This window comes from Tautonia plasticadhaerens (genome assembly GCF_007752535.1).
Taxonomy (GTDB): Bacteria; Planctomycetota; Planctomycetia; order Isosphaerales; family Isosphaeraceae; genus Tautonia; species Tautonia plasticadhaerens.
The window spans coordinates 667,282-688,656 of record NZ_CP036426.1; the positions used below are offsets into that span (position 1 = coordinate 667,282).

The window sequence follows — 21,375 nt, forward strand, 5'->3', positions numbered from 1 at the left end:
CTCGGGAGGGTGCCGGCCGGGCGGAGGCGCGAGGGGCCGGTCGATGACGTATTGCCTGGGGATCAAGACGAGGGACGGCCTGGTGATGGCCTCCGACAGCCGGACCAACGCCGGCTTCGATCAGGTCAACGTCGCCCGCAAGATGCACACCTTCGAGGCCGAGGGGGAGCGCGTCTTCGTCCTGCTGGCCAGCGGCAGCCTCTCCTGCACCCAGTCGATCGTCACCCTGCTCGACCGCGAGTTCCGGGAGGGCCGCGGACTGGCCGCCGCCGAGACCTTCTACGACGCCGCCCGGGCCGTCGGCGAGCAAGTGCGACGCGTCGCGCTGCTCGACCGCGAGGCCCTGGAACGCGACGACTACCGCTTCAACGTCCACCTCATCCTCGGCGGCCAGATCCGCGGCCAGCCGCACGAACTCTACCTGATCTACCCCCAGGGCAACCCCCTCTGCGCCAGCGACGACTCCCCCTTCCTCCAGATCGGCGAGTGCAAGTACGGCCGCCCGATCCTGGACCGGGGCATCCGGTTCGACCGCACCACGCTGGAGGACGCCTCGCGCTACGCCCTGATCTCGATCGACTCCACCATGCGCTCCAACGTCACCGTCGGGCCGCCGATCGACCTGCTCGTCTACGCCGCCGGGGAACTCCGGGTCAGCCGGTACCGCCGCTTCAACGGCAAGGATGCCGACCTGATGGCCATCCACAGCCAGTGGGAGGCCGCGCTCCGCAAGGCCGTGCAGGAAGTCCCCGAGATCGACTTCAACCCCCCGCCCGACGACCCCTGATGCCGGCCTCGCCCCGGCCGACCCCCGCCGCAGGATCGCTCCGGGATGCACCGCACCGCACCGGGGCGGCGCGGGTCGGGCCGCTCGATCCCCGGGGGATCGGGGAATGGTCGAGCCCTTCGGCTCGGTCGACCCACGTCGCGGACGGAGCACCACGCCGATGTCGGACGGATCCAATGAGCCGGGCTCGGCCCGAGCCGGGCTCGTCGTCCTGCTGCTCGCCCTGCTGCCGGCGGCCTCGGCCCCGTGGATCGTCCCCGGCTTCGTTACGCAGGACGGCCCGGCGCACGCCTACAACGCCCACATCCTGCTCGAATCCCTCCGCCTCGGAGCCGACTCCCCCTTCGCCGCCGTCTACGAGCCCCGGTGGCGGCCCCTCCCCAACCTCGGCGGCCACCTCGGGCTGATGGGCCTGCTCGCCCTGCTCCCCCCGCGCCCGGCCGATCGGGCGATGACCACGATCTCCCTGGTCGGCTTCGCCCTGACGATCGCCTGGCTCCGATGGCGGGTGGCGGGGCGACTCGGCTTCCCGGGGGCCGCCGTGCTGTCGGCCCTGCTGGCGATCAACATGCCCTGGTTGATGGGCTTCTCGAACTTCCTGATCGGCGCGACGCTGCTGGTCCTCACCCTCGGGCTCTGGTGGGGCTGGCGGGACCGCCTCGGGCCGCCTCGCTCGGCGGCCATCGGGCTGATGCTGGTGCTCGGCTACCTGGGCCACCTCGTCAGCCTCGGGCTGACGGCCGGTGCGCTGGTCGTGCTGTCCGTCTGCTCCCCGGGGGGCGATCGGCGACGTCGGGTCGGCTGGACGGCCGTCGCCTGCCTGCCGATGATCCCGATGGCCCTCCTGTACCGATCCCTGACCGCCGAGGGGGGGGCCTTCGAGCCGTCCTGGGAGCAATCCGGCCCGATCCTCTCCCCGAGCCTCTGGGCCCGCCGCCTCTCCTGGATCGACCCCGTCGCCCTGGGACGACGCGACCTGTTCCCCCTCCGATCCGGGTGGGACGGCCCCTGGTGCCTCGCCCTCTCGCCGAGCCTCTGGCTCGGCCTCGGCCTGGCCGTCTCGGTCGGGGGGACGGTGCTCGGGGGGCGACCCACGGCCGGGAGGGATCGGCGGCCCTGGCTGGTCCTCTCGACGCTGCTGCTGGTCGGGGCGGCGGTCGGTCCGGACGGCTTCGGCGACGACCACGGCTATTTCCTCGCCCAGCGGGTCGCCCTCGTCGGCCTGGCCTGCCTCGTCCCGGCGCTGGAGCTGGACCCGAGGACCCGCCCCGGCCGGGTGGCGTCCGGCCTGATCGCCCTCGCGCTCGCCTTGCAAACCGCCTTCGTCTGGGACTACGCGGCCGAGTCGGGCCGCCGGGCCGGGGCCCTGCTGGCCTCGACCCCCGAGGTCGGTCGGGGGAACCGGGTCGGCACCCTGCTGGTCGACATCCGGGGCCGGTATCGCGCGAACCCGCTGCTGCACGCCGATAGCCTGCTGGGCGTCGGCACGGGCAACGTGATCTGGAGCAACTACGAGACGAGGCACTACTACTTCCCCGTGCAACTCCGACCCGGGGTCGACGCCCCCCCCTCGCTCGCCTTCGAGCGGATCGCGCTGCTCGACGACCCCGAGGACGCCGACGACCGGGCCGAGGCCTGGGCCGGCCTGCTCCGTTCGCACGGTGACGCGATCGACGTCGTCCTCTGCTGGGGGGACGCCCCCGGACTCGACGCCATCACCGCCTCGTGGGCCGGTTCGGGGCCGGGCTTCGAGTCGGGGTCCGTCCGGGTCTACCGCCGTCCCGGCGCCGGGGCGGGCCCCCTCCCGGCCCGCCTCCGGGGCCGATCGCCTCCACCTCCCTTTTCGCCTTCGGACCGACTGCGCCCTAGAATGGAGCGATCCGATTCGACGAGTCGACCCCGAGGAGCCGACGCATGGTCGATTGGCGACGACCGACCCGGGACCTGATCGCCCCCTTCGCCGCGTTCGTGCTGGTGGTGGCGATCCTGCCCGCCCTGGTCGGGGCCCAGGAGCCGGGTTCCCGGAGGATCGCGCCCGGGACGACCGACCCGGCCGACCTGCCGGGGCCGCTGGACGACGTGACGATCCGGCCGACGGTCCTGATCCGCAACGGCAACTCGCGGGGCAGCGGCACGATCATCGGCTCGAATGGGGGCCGCGCCCTGGTGCTGACCGCCGCGCACGTGATCGACGGCCCCGGCGACCCGGCCATCGAGCTGCATCGTTACAACCTCGGCATCGAGGGCCGCAAGCTCGGCGGGGTCTGGCCGAAGGTCTACCCCGCCCGGGTCGTGGCGACCGACGCCGACGCCGACGTGGCCGTGCTGCTGGTTCAGGGGCTGGCGAAGTTGCCCTACGTCGCCGCGCTCGACCCGGACCTGGGCCGGACGCCGCCGAGCGGCTCGTCGGTGACCTCCGTCGGCATCGACCAGGCGAGCGACCTGAACGCCTGGGACTCCAGGATCCGGGGCACCGCCCTGCTCTCCCGGAACAAGGTCGACCGCGCCGACGCCGGGACCTCGGCCGCCCCCCCCTCCCCCTTCCGGGTCGAGGGCGGGATCCGGGACACGGCGATGGACGGCCGGGAGCGTCGGCTGTTCCTGATCACCGAGCACGCCCCGATCCAGGGCCGATCCGGCGGCGGCCTCTTCTCCGAGGACGGCCGGCTGCTCGGGCTTTGCGTCGGCCGGATCGAGGTCAAGGACGCCCGGGGGGAGTCGGCCGCCATCGGCCTGTTCGCCTCGGGCAAGAGCATTCTCCGCGTGCTCGACCGGATCGACCGGGGCTCCCCCGACGCGAATTGAATTGCTGCTTTGAGCCGACCCGACCACAATACCTGCTGACGGGCCCGCCCGACGACCGGGCCGGGCCCTCCCGCTCGCTCTCTCCCCAACGACTCGGAGGCTGATCACGGTGGAGACGTCCAATCCGGTCTTCTCGGACACGATCTTCAATGACTGGGCCCGCGAGGCCACCCGCACCAACACGATGACCGTGCGCGGCACGGCCTCGAAGTGCTTCCTCGCCCTCGCCATCCTCACGGCCGCCGCCGCCTGGGTGTGGGGCCTGGGCGAGAAGGGCGGGCTGCAGGCCGTCCAGATGTGGACGATCGGCGGGGCCATCGTCGGCCTCGTCCTGGCCCTGCTGACCGCCTTCGTGACCAAACTGGCCCCGTACACCACGCCGGTCTACGCCGCGGCCGAGGGAGCGTTCCTGGGCGGCATCTCCTTCTGGTTCAACACCATGTATCCGGGCATCGCCTTCAACGCGATGGCCCTGACCTTCGCCGTGCTGTTCGTGATGCTCGCGCTCTACACCTCGCGGATCATCCCCGTCACGGAAAAGCTCCGCATGGGGATCGTCGCCGCCACGGGCGCGGTCTTCCTCGTCTACATGCTGAGCTTCGTGCTTTCGTTCTTCGGCATCTCCATGCCGCTGGTCCACGACGCCTCCCCCTGGGGGATCGGCTTCAGCGTGGTGGTCGTCGGCATCGCCGCCTTCAACCTGCTGCTCGACTTCGACTTCATCGAGCGGGGCTCCCAGGCCGGTGCCCCGAAGGCGATGGAGTGGTACGGCGCCTTCGGCCTGCTCGTCACCCTGGTCTGGCTCTATATCAGCATCCTGCGGTTGCTCGCCCAGCTCCAGAGCCGGGACTGACCCAGTCGGACGGACGATCGCCCCGTCTCCACCGAGTCCGATTCTGCTCGACGCCCGCCCTCGCCTCCCTGGCGAGGGCGGGCGTCTCCCATTCCAGGGCATCTGGCACCCTCCCGTTTTGGCCTGCCAAGATGGCAGCCGCCGGGGGGCTCCCTGCTGGGTTCGGCAGGAATCGCCCCGCGGCCCTCCCGGACCGGAAATCGCAAACCATTATGCCGAAAGGGGGATGCGTGGTCGTGATTGGCGCGGCACGCCGCTTGCCTTAGCCGCTGGCCGACGATCGGGGCGGGCGACGTCCAAGGGGGACGGTCGGCCGGCGGCCCCGACGGGTCAACCAACGACGCGTGCGAGGCTCGGGAGCAGGCCGAGCCGCGAGGAGAGCAGGTCGCGATGAACATCCAGCCGCTGGGCAATCGCGTGGTGGTCGATCGGGAAGAGGCCCAGGCGACGACCGCCGGCGGCATCGTGCTGCCGGACACGGCCAAGGACAAGCCGCAGAAGGGCAAGGTCGTCGCCGTCGGCGACGGCACCACCTCCAAGGACGGCACCAAGAAGCCGCTGACCGTCAAGGTCGGCGACACGGTCATCTTCACCAGCTACGCCGGCGACGAGTTCAAGCTCGACGGCGACCAGAAGGTCCTCCTGATGCGCGAGGATGACATCCTCGCCGTCGTCGAGGGCTGATCCCCGCCGCCCGATCGCCCCGGGGGCCGTCGCGGGGCGACCCGCCCGACGGCCCCGCCGCACCGATCCAACCCCACCCCGTCGACGGACCACCCACGTACCGAACCCGATCTTCGCCAGGAGAGCACCGTTCATGGCCGCGAAGATGATCGCCTTCGATCAGGAAGCCCGCACCGCGATGCAGCGCGGCGTTTCCAAGCTCGCCCGGGCCGTCAAGGTGACGCTCGGGCCCAAGGGCCGCAACGTCATCATCCAGAAGTCCTTCGGCTCCCCCACGGTCACCAAGGACGGCGTCACCGTCGCCAAGGAGATCGAGCTGGAGGACAAGTACGAGGACATGGGCGCGAAGATGGTCAAGGAGGTCGCCTCCAAGACCAACGACGTCGCCGGCGACGGCACCACCACCGCCACCATCCTCGCCGAGGCGATCTACAACGAGGGGCTCCGCGGCGTCGTCGCCGGCGTCAACCCGATGCTCATGAAGCGCGGGATGGACAAGGCCGTCGAGGACATCGTCGCCGAGCTCAAGGCGATGAGCACCAAGGTCTCCACCACCAAGGAGACCGAGCAGGTCGCCACCGTCGCCTCGAACTTCGACCGCGAAGTCGGCCGGATGATCGCCGAGGCCACCGAGAAGGTCGGCAAGGACGGCGTGATCACGGTCGAGGAGGGCAAGAGCCTCAAGACCGAGGTCGAGTGGGTCGAGGGCATGCAGTTCGACCGCGGGTACCTCTCCCCCTACTTCGTCACCAACCCGCAGGCGATGGAGGCCGTCCTGGAGGACGCCTACGTCCTGATCTTCGAGAAGAAGATCAGCTCGGTGAAGGACCTCGTCCCGGTCCTGGAGAAGGTGGCGCAGACCGGCAAGCCGCTGCTGATCATCGCCGAGGACCTCGAGGGCGAGGCCCTGGCCACCCTCGTCATCAACAAGCTCCGCGGCACCTTCCGCTGCGCCGCCGTGAAGGCCCCCGGCTACGGCGACCGCCGCAAGGCCATGCTCGAGGACATCGCCACCCTGACCGGCGGCAAGCCGATCTTCGAGGCGCTGGGCATCGAGCTGGAGAACGTCGCCCTGACCGACCTCGGCCAGGCGAAGAAGGTGATCGTCGACAAGGACAACACGACGATCATCGAGGGGGCCGGCACCTCCGACGCGATCCAGGGCCGCATCGAGGCCATCCGCCGCGAGATCGCCGACACCAAGAGCGACTACGACCGCGAGAAGCTGGAGGAGAGGCTGGCCAAGCTCTCCGGCGGCGTGGCCAAGGTCAACGTCGGCGCCGCGACCGAGTCGGAGATGAAGGAGAAGAAGGCCCGGGTCGAGGACGCCCTGCACGCCACCCGGGCGGCCCTGGAGGAGGGCATCCTCCCCGGCGGCGGCGTCGCCCTGCTGCGGGCCTCCCGCTCGGCCAAGCCCGGTAACCTCTCGCACGACGAGAAGACCGGCTACGACATCATCGTCCGGGCCTGCACCGCGCCGATCGCCCAGATCGCCGACAACGCCGGCCAGGACGGCGGCGTGGTCGTCTCCAAGGTGCTCGACCTCAAGGGCAACGACGGCTACGACGCCCTGAACGACGAGTACACCGACCTGGTCAAGGCCGGCATCATCGACCCGACCAAGGTCACCCGGTCGGCCCTGCAGAACGCCGCCAGCGTGGCCACCCTGCTGCTCACCTCCGACGCCCTGATCGCCGACCTGCCCAAGGACGGCGAGGGCGCCCCGGCCGGCGGCGGCATGGACGACGACATGTATTGATCGGCCGGCCGTCCGCCGGGCCGATCCTCGTCCCGGCGGACGGCGACGTCCCTGACACTCCCGATCCTTCAACGGCCGGCGGGCCCTCCCGCCGGCCGTCGTCGTTTCCGGCCCCCGGCCCCCGGTCCCCCCGAAATCAAATCCCGGAAAAAGGTGAATTGATCGGCCCCCGTCCGGGATCATAGGGGTAGGCGACCACGTCGAGTCGACCGCCGAGGGGGCCTTGCCATGTCCGGATCCGGGAACGGGGCGATCGCCGGGCCGCTCCGCATGTTGTTCGAGTCGGGGACGGCTGCGGGGGCGAGCGATGCCGAATTGCTCGATCGCTTCGTCCAGCGCGGCCCCGGCGCCGAGGGGGCCTTCTCGGCCCTGCTCGATCGCCACGGCTCGATGGTCCTGGCCGTCTGCCGGCGCTTCTCCGGGGATTCTTCCTCGGCCGACGACGCCTTCCAGGCGACCTGGCTTGAGCTGGTCCGCCGGTCGGGCTCGATCCGCCTCCGGGGATCGCTCGCCCCCTGGCTGTTCGCCGTCTCCCGCCGGATCGCCCTCCGGGCCCGGTGCCGGGCCGATCGCCTCCGCCTCGCCGGGGTCCCGGCCCCGGAGCCGGTCGCCCTCGCCTCCCCTGATGACCTCGCCGAGCGGGCCGACCTCATCCGGACCCTGCTCGACGAGATCGCCCGGCTCCCGGAGTGCTACCGGGCCCCCCTCGTCCTCTGCCACCTCGAATCACGGACGCACGACCAGGCCGCGGGCGACCTCGGTTGGCCGGTCGGCACCGTCCGCACCCGGCTCTCCCGGGGCCGCAGACTGCTCCGCGACCGCCTGGAACGCCGTGGGGTCGGCCTCTCGATCGCCGCCGCCCTCGACGGCCTCCGACGCGAGGCGATGGCCGCCGTCCCCCATGCCCTGGAAGCGACCACGAGCCGCCTCGCCTCCCTCGCGACGGCCGGGGCGATCGCCGCCGGGGCGATCCCTCCGACCGTTCTCTCCCTCCAACACGGAGTCTCCCTGATGCTCCCCCTGTCCATCGGGATGACCGCGATCGCCGGTACGCTCGTCCTGGGGATTGCCTGGGGCATCCCCGGCGAGTCTGAGGTCGACCCTCGGGTCGAAGCCCGAATAGCGACCACTCCCCTGACCCAACAGTCGACTGCCGATCGACCGGATGAGCCCCTGGAATACCCCAACTTGGAACTTTCCCCCCTCGATGACCCCGAGACGAAGCGACTCACGTTGCTGCATGCGAATCAAGAGGACCAGCTCGAACAGTTGCGACAGCAGGTCAGTCAGCTCACCGAGCAGATCTCGGCCCTCCGCGAGCAGCTCACCGGAAATCCGATGGGCCTCCCGAAGCCCGTGGCTTCCGCCGGCTCGACTGCCCCGCTGACCGAGGTCCTAGGGGCCACGGCGCAAGACCTTCCCCAAGAATCAGCGGGGGTAGAGAAACCGGTCGCTACCGACATCGAGAAGCCCGCAGTCCAAGGCGAGGACGCCCTCGCCGAGAATGCGGTTGAGCCAACACGTGCCGATATTGCCGGCCTGCTTGAACCGACGATCGAGGAGGTCGAAAGGCTGTTCGTCGAGAAGGCGTCCGAGGCGGTCGAGATCGAATCAACCATCGACGCCTGGGAACGACTCAAGGGTGTCGATTCCGGCGAGGGGACGCCGACCGAGATCGGACGGTTGCTCAACCAGACCCGGAAGAAGCTCGAAGCCCGCCTCGCTGAATTCGCAGGGGATCCCGACAAGGCCGCCTCCGAGTTGGAGCGGCTTCGATCGGAACTCAAGGACCTGCTCGCCCTGGATGTCGCCTTGGTCGGCCCCGAGGGTGAGTCGGCGCAAATGCTTGCGACGCAGTGCGTCGCACAATTCTCTGCTCAATTTCCGGACGATCCAGTCATCCAAATGGGCATGCTGGTCAACAGGCCCGGCCAGCAGCGCGTCTACCCGTTTGCCTTGCGGATCCAGTCGCTCTTCGCCCGGCTCGGCGTCGAAGTAGGTCCCCCCATCAATTATGGAGCGGGAGGGTTGAGGTTTGGCATGGGCGGCGGAATGAGTGGCGGTATGGGCGGCATGGGAGGCGGCTTCCAGTGAGTCGCCGGCCCGAGTTCCGGGGATTCCCTCGGGATCGCGCCCTTGATCAGCACTCGCTGATGTTCACGGCCAGGCCGCCCTCGGACGTCTCCTTGTAGCGGGAGGACATGTCGGCTCCGGTTCGTTTCATGACCCGGATGACGCGGTCGAGGGAGACGAAGTGCTGGCCGTCTCCCCGGAGGGCGAGGCGGCTGGCGTTAATCGCCTTGACGGCCCCCATGGCGTTCCGCTCGATGCAGGGGACCTGGACCAGGCCCTTGATCGGGTCACAGGTCAGGCCGAGGTTGTGCTCCATGCCGATCTCGGCCGCCTCCTCGACCTGGCGGGGATTGCCGCCGAGTACCTCGGTCAACGCCCCGGCGGCCATCGAGCAGGCGACGCCGACCTCCCCCTGGCAGCCGACCTCGGCGCCGGAGATCGAGGCGTTTCGCTTGTACAGCGAGCCGATCGCGGCGGCCGTCAGCAGGAAGCGCTCGACCTTCCCGGGGGTGGACTCGGGGCAGAAGCGGACGAAGTAGTGCAGGACCGCCGGGATGATGCCGGCGGCACCGTTGGTCGGGGCCGTGACCACACGGCCCCCGGCGGCGTTCTCCTCGTTCACGGCCAGGGCGTAGAGGTCGACCCAGTCGAGGATCGCCATCGGATCCCTCAGGGATTCTTCGGCGCGATCCCGAAGGACTCGGAGGAGCCCCGGCGCCCTCCGCTCGATCCCCAGGCCGCCCGGCAGGATGCCCTCGGCCCGGCACCCCCGGGAGACGCACTCCTGCATCGCCTCCCAGATCCGCCGGAGCCCGGCGCTCGTCTCGGTGTCGGGTCGGAAGGCCCGCTCGTTCTCCAGGGCGAGGTCGCTGATCGAGCAGCCGCGGCGGTCGGTCAGTTCCAGCAGGTCGCGGCCCGAGGCGAACGGGTACGGCACCTCGGGCTGGTCGGCCGAGTCGGAACGGTACTCCTCCCCCTGCCGGACGATGAAGCCACCGCCGATGGAAAAGTAGGTCGAGTCGTGGATCGGGTCCTCGGCGTCGCGCCCGTGATAGGCCCGGAAGCGGATGCCGTTGGGGTGGGCGTCGAGGACGATCCGGCGGTTGAAAACGAGGTCCGTTTCCTCTCGGAAGGCGATCTCATGCGAGCCGTCGAGCCGGATCCTCCCGGACTCGCGGATCTCGGCCAACCGGGTCGGGATCGAGTCCGGGTCGATGAGGTCGGGCCGCTCGCCGAGCAGGCCCATGAGCACGGCTGTGTCCGTGCCGTGGCCGAGGCCGGTCAGGGCGAGTGAGCCGTACAAGTCGACCTGAACCCGGTCGACGGCCGGGAGCAGCCTCCTCCCGGCCAGCTCACCCAGGAAGGCCCCTGCGGCCTTCATCGGGCCGACCGAGTGCGAGCTGGACGGGCCGATGCCGATCTTGAAGAGGTCGAAGACGCCGAAGTAGGGGGCGGGCGGTTCGATCGGTCGGGGATCGTTCGACATCGGGGACCTCGGAGTACGAGGGACTCGGCCGGGGCGTCGTCGATTCGAGGCAAGGGCCGTCCCGCCCCCCTGGCCTGTCAGGCGGGCGGGGCCGGGACGCCGGTTTCCTCGGCCCCCGGCGAGGGGACGGGGACCAATCGGCGTCGACCAATTGGGACGTACCTTAGCGCGACGCCCGCCAGCAGGAACGAGCCGCCGACCCAGGTCGGCCAGTCGGGGAACTCCCGGATGAAGAGAATCACCCAGATCGGATTCAGGATGGGCTCGATCAGGGCGATCAGGCTCGCCTCGGGCGCGGGCACGTGCCGGAGCCCCCGGGCGAACAGGACGTAGGGGATCGCCATCTGGATCACGCCGAAGCCGAAGAGGATCCCGGCCTGCGGGGCCGTCGGGATCGGGATCGACCCGGAGGAGGCGAGCAGCCAGGCCCCCAGCACGATGGCCCCGCCGAGGTTGTTGACCGAGCTGAGCCACATCGGGTCGAGCCCCCGGAAACTCCGAAGCCCCACGCCGACGACCGCAAACATCAGGCCGCTGCCCAGGCCCATCGCGATCCCGAGCGGGTCGTTCGGCCCCCCTCCCCCGCCGAGGATCACGATGAGGGCGATCCCGACGACCGCCACGGCGATTCCCCAGAGCGACCGGCGGTCGGGGCGTTCCCGGAGGATCAGCAGGCTCAGCGGCACGGCCCAGAACGGGGCGCTGTACTGGAGGAAGATGGCGTTGGCGGCGGTCGTCGCCTTGATCGCCCCGATGTAGAGCCCCGTCATCGCCCCGAAGCCGATCATCAGCGGCAACATCGACGGCCGGAACGTTCGGTTCCTCGGACGGACCAGCGGCAGCAACGCCAGCCCGGCGAATAGGCCGCGGTAGAAGGCGATGGAGCCGCCATCCAGGCCGGTCAGCGCCTTGGTGATCACGCCGCTGAGGCTCCAGAGCACCGCCGCGGCGACGATGCAGCGCCGGCCTGAGGCCCGGTCGGCCGGGGTCGAAGATTCGGGGGGCACGGGGCGAATCACCTGGGGAGGGTCCGGGAACGGGGCTCCGCGGGAGCCATCCTAGCGGAGCACGGTTCCTGGTTCTATTCCGGGGAGGGGATCTCAAGGCGGTGCCCCAGGGGCGCGGAGCGGATCCGGGAGTGACGTTGCAGAGGATCATCCCGAGGTCATCGCCATCCCCCGTCCACCCTCGACGCCTTCACGCTGCGTCTTCGCGACTCCACAGGAGATCCCCTCCCCCCGTTGCCCTCTCCCCGAATGGGGTCGTACAGTGGAGCGATTGGGGGCGTGCCGGTTCGAGGAGGTGGCCGTCGATGGATTTGCTCGTCGTCGGGATCATCGTCCTGATCCTCTACGCCGCCGTCCGGCTGATCTCGGCGATCGGCTCGGGGCTGTCGGGGGCGAGGTATCGGGCCTACCGGGCGCTGGCGAGCCGGTACCGGGGGCGGTACGAGCACCGGGGGCTGGTCGACCCGCCCACGGTGAGCTTCGGCCATCACGGGTCGAGCGTCCGGGTCGGCCTGGCGCCGGTGGTGGCGGGGCAGCCGTCGGTCCCCCGGACCCGGGTGGTCGCCCGTTTCGGCACCGGCCTGCCCTTCCGCCTGGAACTCTTCCCGGTCCAGCGCCCCTCCCCCAAGCAGACCCCCAGGGGGACCCGCCTCGTCCGGCTGGGCGACCCGGTCTTCGACCGGCAATACGTCGTCCGGGCCAATGACCCGGAGATCGCCCGGGAGCTGATCGACACGCAAGCCGCCCGGTCGGCGATCGAGGGGCTCCGGAAGCTGGCGCCCCCGGCGGGGATGCTGGTGTCGGTCAGCCCGGAGCGGCTACTCGTGCAGATCGACCGGAACCTGGGGCAGAGCGTCGCCTCGCTGGACGCCGCCGTCCGGGAGGCGCTGGCCCTGCACGACCTGCTCCGGCTCAGCGTCGCCGCCCGGATGGCCGAGGGGATCTCGATCGTCGACGAGCCGGCGTCCGACCCCCTGGAGGCCGGCCCGGCGACCTGCAAGGTCTGCAACGAGGCGATCGGCCCCGACGAGGACCGGGTCCTCTGCGCCTCCTGCCGCACGCCGCACCACCGGGACTGCTGGAGCTTCGTGGGGGCCTGCTCGATCTACGGCTGCCAGGGGAAGCGGTGCGTGCCGTCATGAATGGCAACGCGGGCCCTTCCCCGTCGGCCGAGCGTCCGGGTATGCTGGGAGCCTTGTCATGTGTGGTGTCCGATCCAATCCGCCGGGGGCCGATTCGGAACGCCGGTGCCTCAATAATGGCGGCCGAGCCCCGAATCGGATGCTAGAGGAGGTACCTTGCCATGTCCTACGGCGGTAATGCGGATGCCAGCGGGATCCAGGTCACGTTCCTCGATCAGACCGGGGCCAAGTCGGTCAAGGCCGTGATCGCGTACAGCGTGCCCGTGAGCCGGATCCTGCCGAACATCATCACCAAGATGAACCTGCCCACCACCGGGCCCGACGGCCAGCCGCTGAGCTACTCACTCGACCACAAGGAGGGGGGCCGCCGCCTGGCGGAGTCCCAGACCCTGGTCGAGGCGAGCGTCCAGAACGGCGACCACCTGATCGTCTATCCCGAGGTCGTCGCGGGCTGAGTCATCCCCCGAGACCCGAAGCAGGGCCGGCCCGCCGCGGCCCTCCCTTTCCTGAGACGCCCGAAGCCCGAGGCGACGCGCGATGCTCCGCAAGTCTTATGATTCGCCCCAGGCGCGCCGGCTCCGCTCCGACCGATCGGCGATGGAGCGGCTGAGCGAGGAGAGCACGATCTTCCGCTTCCGAGCCTCCGGCGACCCGACCCAGCGTTACCTGATCGAGTTCCACGGCCGAAGCCTGGCCCGGGAGCGCGGGAAGATCGTCCCGCTGGACACCCACCAGGTCGAGGTCAAGCTGGGGGCCTCCTACCCCCGGACGATGCCCGAGCTGCGCTGGCTCAGCCCGATCTACCACCCGAACATCTCGGAGATCGGCCTGGTCTGCCTCGGCGGCTACAACACCCACTGGGTCCCCAGCCTCCAGCTCGACGAACTCTGCGAGATGCTCTGGGACATGGCCCGCTTCCACAACTACGACCTCCGGAGCCCGTACAACCGGGACGCCGCGATCTGGGCCGCCAGCCAATCGAGCTTCGCCTTCCCGATGGACCCCCGGCCGCTCCGGGACCTCCGCGCCTCCAAGGGGCGGACCGATCCCGAGCCGATCCCCCTCGCGACGCCGATCGAACCGGCCTCACTCGCCCCCGACGAGCCGATCATCCTGTTCGACGCCGAGGTCTCGCTCCCCCCGCGCCGGGAGCAATCCGGCCCCCGGCCCGAGCCGCCGCCGGACGTGATCTTCATCGATTGAGCGCGGCCCGGCTTCGGGGAACGCCGTGATTCGACCCCGGCTTCGCCTCTCGTCAATGATGATCCTCGTGCTCATCTCTGCCCTCGGGCTCTGGGGCGGGCTCCTCTACTGGTCGAGGGCCCGCGACCATCTCGAGCGAGCCAACACGTTTGCCGCCTACCGTGCCAGGAACCATGCCGGGATGCTCGTCGCCGATCGTGATGTGTCCGCGGCTTCGCAGCACCTCTCGCACTTCGGCGATTCCTACTTGAGAGAGATCCTGGGTCGGCACGTTGACGAGGCGATCGAGCGGTACCGGGCCTACAGCCTGGCGTCCGAGGGTTGCACCGTGATGGAGGCGCGATATCGACGGGCGGCCCTGCGTCCGTGGATCTCGGTCCAGGAACCAAGGATTCCTCCCCATTCCGGTGGCGATGAGGGCTTCATCCCAGCGCCGCAATGACCAACGCATACGCTCGGGGTTCCCGATGGATTCTCTTCGCGACGAGGACAGCGATGTCCTCCGGATCGACGACGACGACCGCTACGGCCGGCTCCGCCTGATCTCCTGGTGGCGTCAGGACCGACTCGCGGCGGCGAAGGTGTTGGTCGTCGGCGCGGGTGCCCTGGGCAACGAGGTGATGAAGAACCTGGCGCTGCTGGGCGTCGGCACGATCGTCCTCATCGACCTGGACGAGGTCGAGCCGTCGAACCTCGCGCGATCGGTGCTGTTCCGTCGAGAGGACGGGGGGAAGTCCAAGGCGTTCGTCGCGGCGGCCCGGGCGAAGGAGCTGAACCCCGACGTCACGATCATCCCGATCCATGGGGACGTGCTCACCGACCTCGGACTCGGGCTCTTCGCCGAGATGGACGTGGTCGTCGGCTGCCTCGACAATCGGGAGGCCCGGCTCTGGGTCAACCGCCAGTGCTGGAAGGTGGGCACGCCCTGGGTCGACGCCGGGATCCAGGAGATCCAGGGGGTCGTCCGCGTCTTCGTCCCCCCGGACTCCGCCTGCTACGAGTGCGGGATGACGAGCCGGGATTATCAGCTCCTGAACTTGCGATATAGTTGCCCCCTGCTCCGCCGCGAGGACATCCAGGCCGGCAAGGTGCCCACCGCGCCGACGATCGCCTCGATGATGGCGGCGATGGAGGTGCAGGAGGCGCTCAAGTTGATCCACGGGATGCCGGTCCAGTCCGGCTGCCTCCACGTCTTCAACGGCGTCTCGAACACCTTCTACACGACGCAGCTCCCCCGCAAGGAGGACTGCCTCAGCCACGAGACGTATCCGGGGCCGATCCCGGTCGACCTGGGCAACGACGCCACGGCCGAGCAAATGTTCCACGTGGCACATCAGCACCTGTCGGGCCCGCTGTCGCTGGCCCTCGACCGGGATCTGGTGACGGCGATCGACTGGCCGCAACTCGGCCGACGGTCGGAGATCCTTCGGCCGAGGACCCGGGTCACCCTCGCCGAGGCGACCGACCCGGAGACCGGCGAGGCCGGGCGCCCCGAGCTGGTCTCGGTCGTGGACGAGGGGACCGGCCTGTCGAGGCGGACCCTGGCCGAGTTGGGGGTGCCGCCGTACGATATCGTCCGCGCCGACGGCGCCGGGGGCTCGGCGTTCCTGAGGCTGGAGGGGGATCGGGGGCGGGCCCTCCCCGGGATCTGAGTCGACCGGCGCGGCGGGGGGGCGGGCTGCAATCCCTGGTCCTCCCGACGACGGGCGGCAACCACACTCGGTCGGGCGGGGGCGACGTGAGCGGCGAGAGCGACGACATCCTGTTCGACGAGGTCACCTATCGGGAACCGCAGCGGCTCCGACGGCCCGACCGGGACCGGGGCTACGCCTGCCTCGCGTATGGCACCCCGGGGCCGGAGGACCTGGCGATCTTCATCGACCGCCAGACGGTCGACGCCATCGAGCGGCACGCCCTGAGCGACACGACGGTCGAGCTCGGGGGCATCGTCCTTGGCCGGGAGTGCGTCGACGAGGAGACGGGCAGGCCGTTCGTCTGGATCTCCGAGGCGATCGAGGCGAAGCACTTCGAGAACACGCAGGCGAGCTTCACCTACACGCACGACTCCTGGGGGGAGATCACCCGGGAACGCGACCAGTCGCACCCCGAGCTGGATATCGTCGGCTGGTATCACACGCACCCGAACTTCGGCATCTTCCTCTCCGGTCACGACGTCTTCATCCAGCAGCACTTCTTCGGCCAGCCGTTGCAGGTGGCCTATGTCGTCGACCCGATCCGCCAGACCCGGGGGTTCTTCCAGTGGCGGGCGGGGGACCTGAGGCAGGTCGAGGGCTATTACGTGGTCGCCCCGAGGCAGCACCGGATGGCGCTGGCCCGGACGGTGGACGAGCTGGAGGGAGTCCCCAATCCGGAGGCCGGGGGGGGGCTCGGGGCCCTTTCCCCCCGCCTCGAGGCGGAGCTGATCGCCATGCTGAATCGACCGCAGTCCGCCTCCTCGACCGTCGACCGGGGCCAGTCGGCCGCGGTCTTCAGCCTGTTGGGCATGGTGGTGGGGGTCCTCGGGGTGGCGCTGGCGTTGTGGATCGCCACGCTCACCGGACAGGTCCGGGAGCAGACCCGGGCGCTGACCGGCCTCCGGGCGGAACTCTACCGGGCGAATGAGGATGCCGACGTCGGGCAGGCCGCCGAGCGTGTCCGGGCCAAGGAGCAGGCTCTCGACGCCCTGCTCGGCGAAGTCCGCGTCGGGGACTCGGACGAGCGGTTCCTGGACGTCTACACCCGGCTCCACGCCGAACGCGACCGCGCCGTGGCCGAGGCGGCGCTGGTCGAGCAGGTCGGGCTCGACCTGGTCTCCAAGGATCGCCAGCTCTCCCAACTCGGTCGCCGCCTCGAGGCCCAGGGTCGCGCCCTCGCCCGCCTGGAGGAGGTCGAGGAGGAGGCCGCCCGGCTAAAAGCAGCAAATGCCCTGCTCGCGGAGCAACTCGAATTCCCGGGCCTGGAGGGCGGCGCGAGACCGGCGGCCGGGGGTGCGGGTGCCCTGCCCCGCAAGTACGCGATCGCCTGGTACTCGGCCGTCGCCGGGTGGGCCGTCGCGGTCTTGCTGGGCCTGGGGATGGTGGCCCTGGTCGCCCGGACCCTGCCGACCCCGGTGCACGAGCCCGGGCCCGCCCCTCCCCCGGGCCGGGGACACGCCCCTGATGCCCCGCACCGGATCGAATGAGCGGGGAGTCCGACGCCCTCGGCAAGGTTTGCCGAATTGGCGGTGGATGCCGGCCCGGTCGGCGGGGTAGACTACCCGGGCCGCGTCTCGGTCGAGCGGCACGAACAGGGGAACCCGCTGCGGCGGGCCGGGACCGGGGAGGCCGGGATGTCCACGACGCGGCTGTTCGCGATCGCGACGGTGATCGGGATCGGGGGAGCGGCCCTCGCCCTGGCCCAGCAAGGGCTCCCGGACGACCCGCCCTTCGACCTCGCCCCGGACCCACACGTCGAGAGCCCCTTCGGCGAGTTCCCGCTCGATGCAGGGGCCTCCCCGTCGCCCCGGGATTCCGTAGGGGACGTCGGACCTCCTCCTCCCCCGTTCCCGGTCGATCAGGCCGACCCGCCCCTGGTTGCCGATCCCGCCCCGGGGTTCGAGGTCGGGGTGCCGGATTCCCGGGCGTACATCGATCAGGGCGTCGCCCAGGCCGAGCGGGCGATCGAGGCCCTGTCGGACGAGAGGGCACGACTTCGCTCCCGGATTGAGAAGATCGAAGCGGAATTGGCCCGCTGGGAGGCTGTCAATCGAGGGCTCCTCGCGGCGAGGCAGGCTAGGCCGGCGTCGGCTCCCGACCCAGTCCTCCCCCCTTCGTCGATCGATCCGCCCGAGCTGGAGCCGCTGACGTCGAGACTCGAGGGCGTCGCCCTGCCCCCCTCGGAGGATCCGGGCCCGATCGTGCTTCCGCGCTCTGACTCGGCGGCTCATCCCCCGCGACCGGGGTTCGAGGAGGATTGACCGGGGGCCGGGCCGGTGCCGAGGCCCGGTCGGCACTACCCCCTAGCCCGATCGGGGAAACCTTGCACAATAGTCGGATTGGCCCGAAGGCCGCGGAGGGTCTCGCGGCTGCTGGTCGCCGGTCCGTGTAGGGTCCCGGCGGGGGAGCCCGTCGCGTATGCCATTCGATGCCTTGAGGTGGTTCGTCAGCCGGCGACCGGCGGTGGTCGTCGCGAGCTGGATCGTGGCGCTGGTCCTGGTCGTCGGCCTGGCCCCGAACCTCACGGAACTCGCCGCCGAGGGCCAGGCGTCGCTGCTGCCCGAGCAATCCGAGAGCGCGATCGCCGCCCGGATGCTCGAAGCCGGTTGGCCCGACCAATGGTTCGACTCGTCCGCCGTGCTCGGGGTGCACAACCCCGGGGGCATCCGGTCCGAGGACCGCGCCTTCGCGATCTCCCTGGCGGATCGGTTCCGGGCCCCCGATCGGCCCGAGGTGATCTCCAGCGTCCTCGCCGCGGACGCCGACCCGGAGGTCGCCGCCCGTCTCCTGAGCGAGGACGGCACGCTGCTGCTCACGTTCGTCGCCGTCGACGAGGCGTTCGTCAGCCCGAGCAGCCAGCAGGCCGTCGCATGGCTGGAGGCGCGTGCGGAGGAACTGGGGGAGGCGGCCCCCGCCGGGGTCTCGCTCTCCTGGAGCGGCTCGGCGGTCATCGGGCGGGACTACATGGAGAACGTCCAGGAGACGCTCGACCGCGCGGCCGTCGCCACGGTCTTCCTGCTCTTCGGCGTGCTGATGGCCGTCTACCGCTCGGCCTTCCTGGCAATGGTGCCCCTGGTGACGATCGGCGTCAGCTTGATGATCGCCCGGGGGCTGCTCGCGTGGGCCTCCCAGATGGGCTGGGAGATGTCGTCGCTGGTGGAGCTGTTCCTGGTCGTGCTGCTGTTCGGCACGGGGACCGACTTCTGCCTCCTGCTCTCCTGGCGGTTCGGTGAGAACTGGAACGCCTCGAACCCCAGGGGGGCGATCCGGTCGACGCTCGGTCGGGTGGCGGTCGCGCTGGTCACCAGCGCCTTCACCACGATCGTCGGCCTGTCGCTGATGGGCTTCACCCGCTTCAAGCTATTCTCGAGCACGGGGCCCAGCGTCGCCTTCGGCCTGGTGATCACGGTGGCGGCGGCGCTCTCGCTGACCCCCGCCCTGCTCCTCTTCCTGGCCCGATGGCGTCCGAGGGCGTTTACCGGGCTGACGAGGCCCCCGTCTGGGAATTGGGACCGGCTCGGCAGGGCGATCCTCCGACGGGCCTGGCTCGCCTGGTCGCTGACGCTCCTGCTCATGCTCCCCCCCGCCCTGCTCGGCCTCAGCCTGACGGCCCAGAACGCCTTCATCCAGGACACCGTGTCCGAGATGTCGCCTTCCACCCCCTCGGTCCGGGGCCTCTCCCTGATCGCCGAGAAGTTCGGCCCCGGTGCCACCGCGCCGATGGCCGTCGTCCTCGAGGTCGGGCCCGAGGACCCGGGGTCGGATCCGGAGGGGACTCGACCCGACTTCCGCAGCTCGGTCGGGCTGGCCACGATCGACGACATCAGCCGATTGCTGACCCACCAGCGGTCGCTCACCGAGGTCCGGTCGGCGACCCAGCCGCTCGGCTCGACCGCGCCGTTCGAACCGGCCCGGCTCTCGGCCAGGCTCGGCGCGATCGATCAGGGTTTCCAGCGTCTGGTGGAGGGGGCCGAGGAGCTGCGACAGGGCCTGAACGATGGGGCCGCCCGGATCCGGGGGGCGTTGCTGATCGGCGAGCTCGCGGGGGCCGATGTGCTCGGCCAGGGCGCCGTGCAGGCCCCGGCCCAGGGACCCGGGACTCCGGACGGGACGACGCGAGGGGACCCGGTCACTTCCGGGCTCCGGAGGGCGACGGCGGCGATGCTCGGGCAGTTCGGCGGCGTCGAGTTGCCCGCGGTCAATCCGATCGCCCCGGTGGAGGGGGATGGCCCGGTGGCCCAACTCCTCCGGGAGCTGGGGCGGGCCGCCGAGGGTGCCGGGCAGATCTCCGAGGGGGCCTCACGGGCCAGTCGGGAGATCGGCACCATCATGGAGGATCCGGTTGGCCGACGGGCGCTGGATCGCCTGCTGATCGACGAGCAGACGATCGCAGAGAATCCCGAGATCGCCCGGAGCTTCGAGGCCTACATCTCCCCCGACGGCCAGAAGGCCCGGATCGATTTGGTGCAGACCGGCCGACCGTTCTCGGTCGAGGCGCTCGATCAGGTGGAACGCCTCCGCGAGCGGCTCGGCGACTACCTCCAGGAGTACGATGAGCGCGACCCAATCCGGCCCCGAGCCCTGGTCGCCGGCCCCAATGCCGAGAGCGCCGACATCCGAGCCCTGACCCGCCATGACCAGTATCAGACCTGGATCCTCGTGCCGCTCGGCGTCTTCCTCGTGCTGGTCGGGATGCTCCGGGCCCCCCTGGCCTGCCTGAACCTGGTGGCGACGATGATCCTCACCTACGCCTTCGCGCTGGGTGTCACCCACGCGGTCTTCGTCTGGGGCCTGGGAGCGGAGGGGATCGACTGGAAGGTGCCGTACTTCCTGTTCGTGCTGCTGGTGGCGGTGGGGGTGGACTACAACGTCTTCCTGATGTCCCGGCTCCAGGAGGAGGTCAAGGCGCTCGGCCTGAAGGCCGGGATCACCAAGGCGATCGGCCAGACCGGTGGCCTGATCACCTCGGCGGCGGCGATCACCGCATGCAGCTTCGCGGCGATGATGTTCAGCCCGCTCTCGTCGCTCAGGCAACTCGGCTTCTCGCTGGTCGTCGGCATCATCACCGACGCGGCGCTGGTCCGCCCGATTCTCGTCCCCTGCGGCCAATGGCTTCTGAGCCGGGGACACGAACGACGACGCCAGAAGGCCCTGACCCGAGCCAATGCCCCCGGTACGCCGCTGCCGCAGGCCCGGGAGACGATCCTCAGCTGAGGTCGTCGGGGTCGATCGCGAGGCCGCCCGGGGTCATCCCCCCCGCCCCAGGTACTCCCCCGTCCGGGTGTCGACCCGTACCGTCGTCCCCTGGTCCAGGTGCTCGGGGACCTGCACCACATGCCCGGTGGAGAGCGTCGCCGGCTTCGTGCGGCCGGTGGCGGAATTGCCGCGGACCCCGGGGCTGGTGTCGACCACGGGGAGCTCGACGACATCCGGGATCTCGATGCCGATCGGCTGCTCGTCCACGACCAGCGCCTCCACGCCCTCCATGTTCTCGGTCATGAACGGCGACTGATCTTCCAGGCTCTCGGCGGGCAGCGAGAATTGCTCGAAGCTCCGGGAGTCCATGAAGTGGAACTGCTCGTCGTCCCGGTACAGGAACTGGATCTCCCGGCGCTCGAAGCTCGACTCGGCCAGGCTGTCGGTTCCCTTGAAGGTCTTGTCGACCCGTTGCCGGGTCTTGAGATTCCGAGCCTTGATCTTGTACAGGGTCGCGGCCCCTCGGGCCGAGGGGGTCTGGACGACGATCTGCTCGATCAGGTGGGGGAGGCCGTCGATCTCGACGACCATGCGCTTCTTGAAGTCCTTGGCGGGGATCACGGCGGCGACGCTCCGACCTCGGCCCATTCGGCACTCCGGGCGAAACGTCTCCGCCCCGGCCAGTC

Annotated in this window: 17 protein-coding genes; 14 read left to right on the plus strand and 3 right to left on the minus strand. The window is 70.4% G+C overall.

Annotated elements, in window-relative coordinates; genetic code table 11:
• Positions 1–43 precede the first annotated feature (43 nt).
• The 7 genes from ElP_RS02460 (at position 44) to ElP_RS02490 (ending at position 8,982) form a co-directional block, all read left to right on the plus strand.
• Positions 44–787, plus strand: coding sequence for a peptidase (locus ElP_RS02460; RefSeq protein ID WP_145266918.1), 744 nt, complete (start codon positions 44–46; stop codon positions 785–787).
• Positions 788–947: 160 nt separating this feature from the next.
• Positions 948–2,735 carry a hypothetical protein gene (locus tag ElP_RS02465; RefSeq protein ID WP_145266920.1) on the plus strand — a complete coding sequence of 596 codons (1,788 nt, stop codon included), beginning with the start codon at positions 948–950 and terminating at the stop codon, positions 2,733–2,735.
• Positions 2,702–3,592, plus strand: coding sequence for a S1 family peptidase (locus tag ElP_RS02470; RefSeq protein ID WP_145266922.1), 891 nt, complete (start codon positions 2,702–2,704; stop codon positions 3,590–3,592). Before ElP_RS02465 ends, ElP_RS02470 begins: the two co-directional genes overlap by 34 nt.
• Positions 3,593–3,701: 109 nt before the next feature.
• On the plus strand, positions 3,702–4,445 hold the full coding sequence (locus tag ElP_RS02475) for a Bax inhibitor-1/YccA family protein (protein WP_145266925.1): 744 nt from the start codon (positions 3,702–3,704) through the stop codon (positions 4,443–4,445).
• Positions 4,446–4,835: 390 nt separating this feature from the next.
• Positions 4,836–5,129: a co-chaperone GroES gene (gene groES, locus ElP_RS02480; RefSeq protein WP_145266927.1), complete on the plus strand. Its 294-nt coding sequence runs from the start codon at positions 4,836–4,838 to the stop codon at positions 5,127–5,129.
• Between the two features lie 133 nt (positions 5,130–5,262).
• On the plus strand, positions 5,263–6,888 hold the full coding sequence (gene groL / locus ElP_RS02485; protein ID WP_145266929.1) for a chaperonin GroEL: 1,626 nt from the start codon (positions 5,263–5,265) through the stop codon (positions 6,886–6,888).
• Positions 6,889–7,116: 228 nt separating this feature from the next.
• A complete protein-coding gene (locus tag ElP_RS02490) occupies positions 7,117–8,982 on the plus strand; it encodes an RNA polymerase sigma factor (protein ID WP_145266931.1) in 1,866 nt (621 codons plus the stop codon).
• A gap of 46 nt (positions 8,983–9,028) precedes the next feature.
• On the opposite strand, the gene ElP_RS02495 is transcribed toward ElP_RS02490, so the two are convergent.
• Together ElP_RS02495 and ElP_RS02500 are read right to left on the minus strand one after the other, a co-directional pair.
• A complete protein-coding gene (locus ElP_RS02495) occupies positions 9,029–10,447 on the minus strand; it encodes an L-serine ammonia-lyase (RefSeq protein WP_145266933.1) in 1,419 nt (472 codons plus the stop codon).
• 77 nt (positions 10,448–10,524) lie between these two features.
• Positions 10,525–11,466, minus strand: a complete 942-nt coding sequence (locus ElP_RS02500) for a DMT family transporter (RefSeq protein WP_145266935.1) — start codon at positions 11,464–11,466, stop codon at positions 10,525–10,527.
• Positions 11,467–11,759: 293 nt separating this feature from the next.
• Here ElP_RS02500 and ElP_RS02505 point away from each other — a divergent pair, with 293 nt between their 5' ends.
• The 7 genes from ElP_RS02505 (at position 11,760) to ElP_RS02535 (ending at position 20,707) form a co-directional block, all read left to right on the plus strand.
• Positions 11,760–12,596, plus strand: a complete 837-nt coding sequence (locus tag ElP_RS02505) for an RING finger protein (RefSeq protein ID WP_145266937.1) — start codon at positions 11,760–11,762, stop codon at positions 12,594–12,596.
• Positions 12,597–12,757: 161 nt separating this feature from the next.
• On the plus strand, positions 12,758–13,051 hold the full coding sequence (locus ElP_RS02510; protein ID WP_145266939.1) for an EsaB/YukD family protein: 294 nt from the start codon (positions 12,758–12,760) through the stop codon (positions 13,049–13,051).
• An 82-nt stretch (positions 13,052–13,133) separates the two neighbouring features.
• Positions 13,134–13,799: a ubiquitin-conjugating enzyme E2 gene (locus tag ElP_RS02515; RefSeq protein ID WP_231749424.1), complete on the plus strand. Its 666-nt coding sequence runs from the start codon at positions 13,134–13,136 to the stop codon at positions 13,797–13,799.
• 55 nt (positions 13,800–13,854) lie between these two features.
• On the plus strand, positions 13,855–14,241 hold the full coding sequence (locus ElP_RS02520) for a hypothetical protein (RefSeq protein WP_145266941.1): 387 nt from the start codon (positions 13,855–13,857) through the stop codon (positions 14,239–14,241).
• A gap of 25 nt (positions 14,242–14,266) precedes the next feature.
• Entirely contained in the window at positions 14,267–15,451 is a 1,185-nt protein-coding gene (locus ElP_RS02525; protein WP_145266943.1) for a HesA/MoeB/ThiF family protein, read from the plus strand.
• 86 nt (positions 15,452–15,537) lie between these two features.
• On the plus strand, positions 15,538–16,980 hold the full coding sequence (locus ElP_RS02530; RefSeq protein ID WP_197446664.1) for a Mov34/MPN/PAD-1 family protein: 1,443 nt from the start codon (positions 15,538–15,540) through the stop codon (positions 16,978–16,980).
• A 931-nt stretch (positions 16,981–17,911) separates the two neighbouring features.
• The gene (locus tag ElP_RS02535; RefSeq protein WP_145266947.1) at positions 17,912–20,707 is read left to right on the plus strand and encodes an MMPL family transporter; all 2,796 of its coding nucleotides are present in this window, start codon (positions 17,912–17,914) and stop codon (positions 20,705–20,707) included.
• A gap of 33 nt (positions 20,708–20,740) precedes the next feature.
• Here the strand turns inward: ElP_RS02535 and efp are convergent, their stop codons facing one another.
• Entirely contained in the window at positions 20,741–21,310 is a 570-nt protein-coding gene (gene efp, locus ElP_RS02540) for an elongation factor P (RefSeq protein WP_145266949.1), read from the minus strand.
• Positions 21,311–21,375 lie beyond the last annotated feature (65 nt).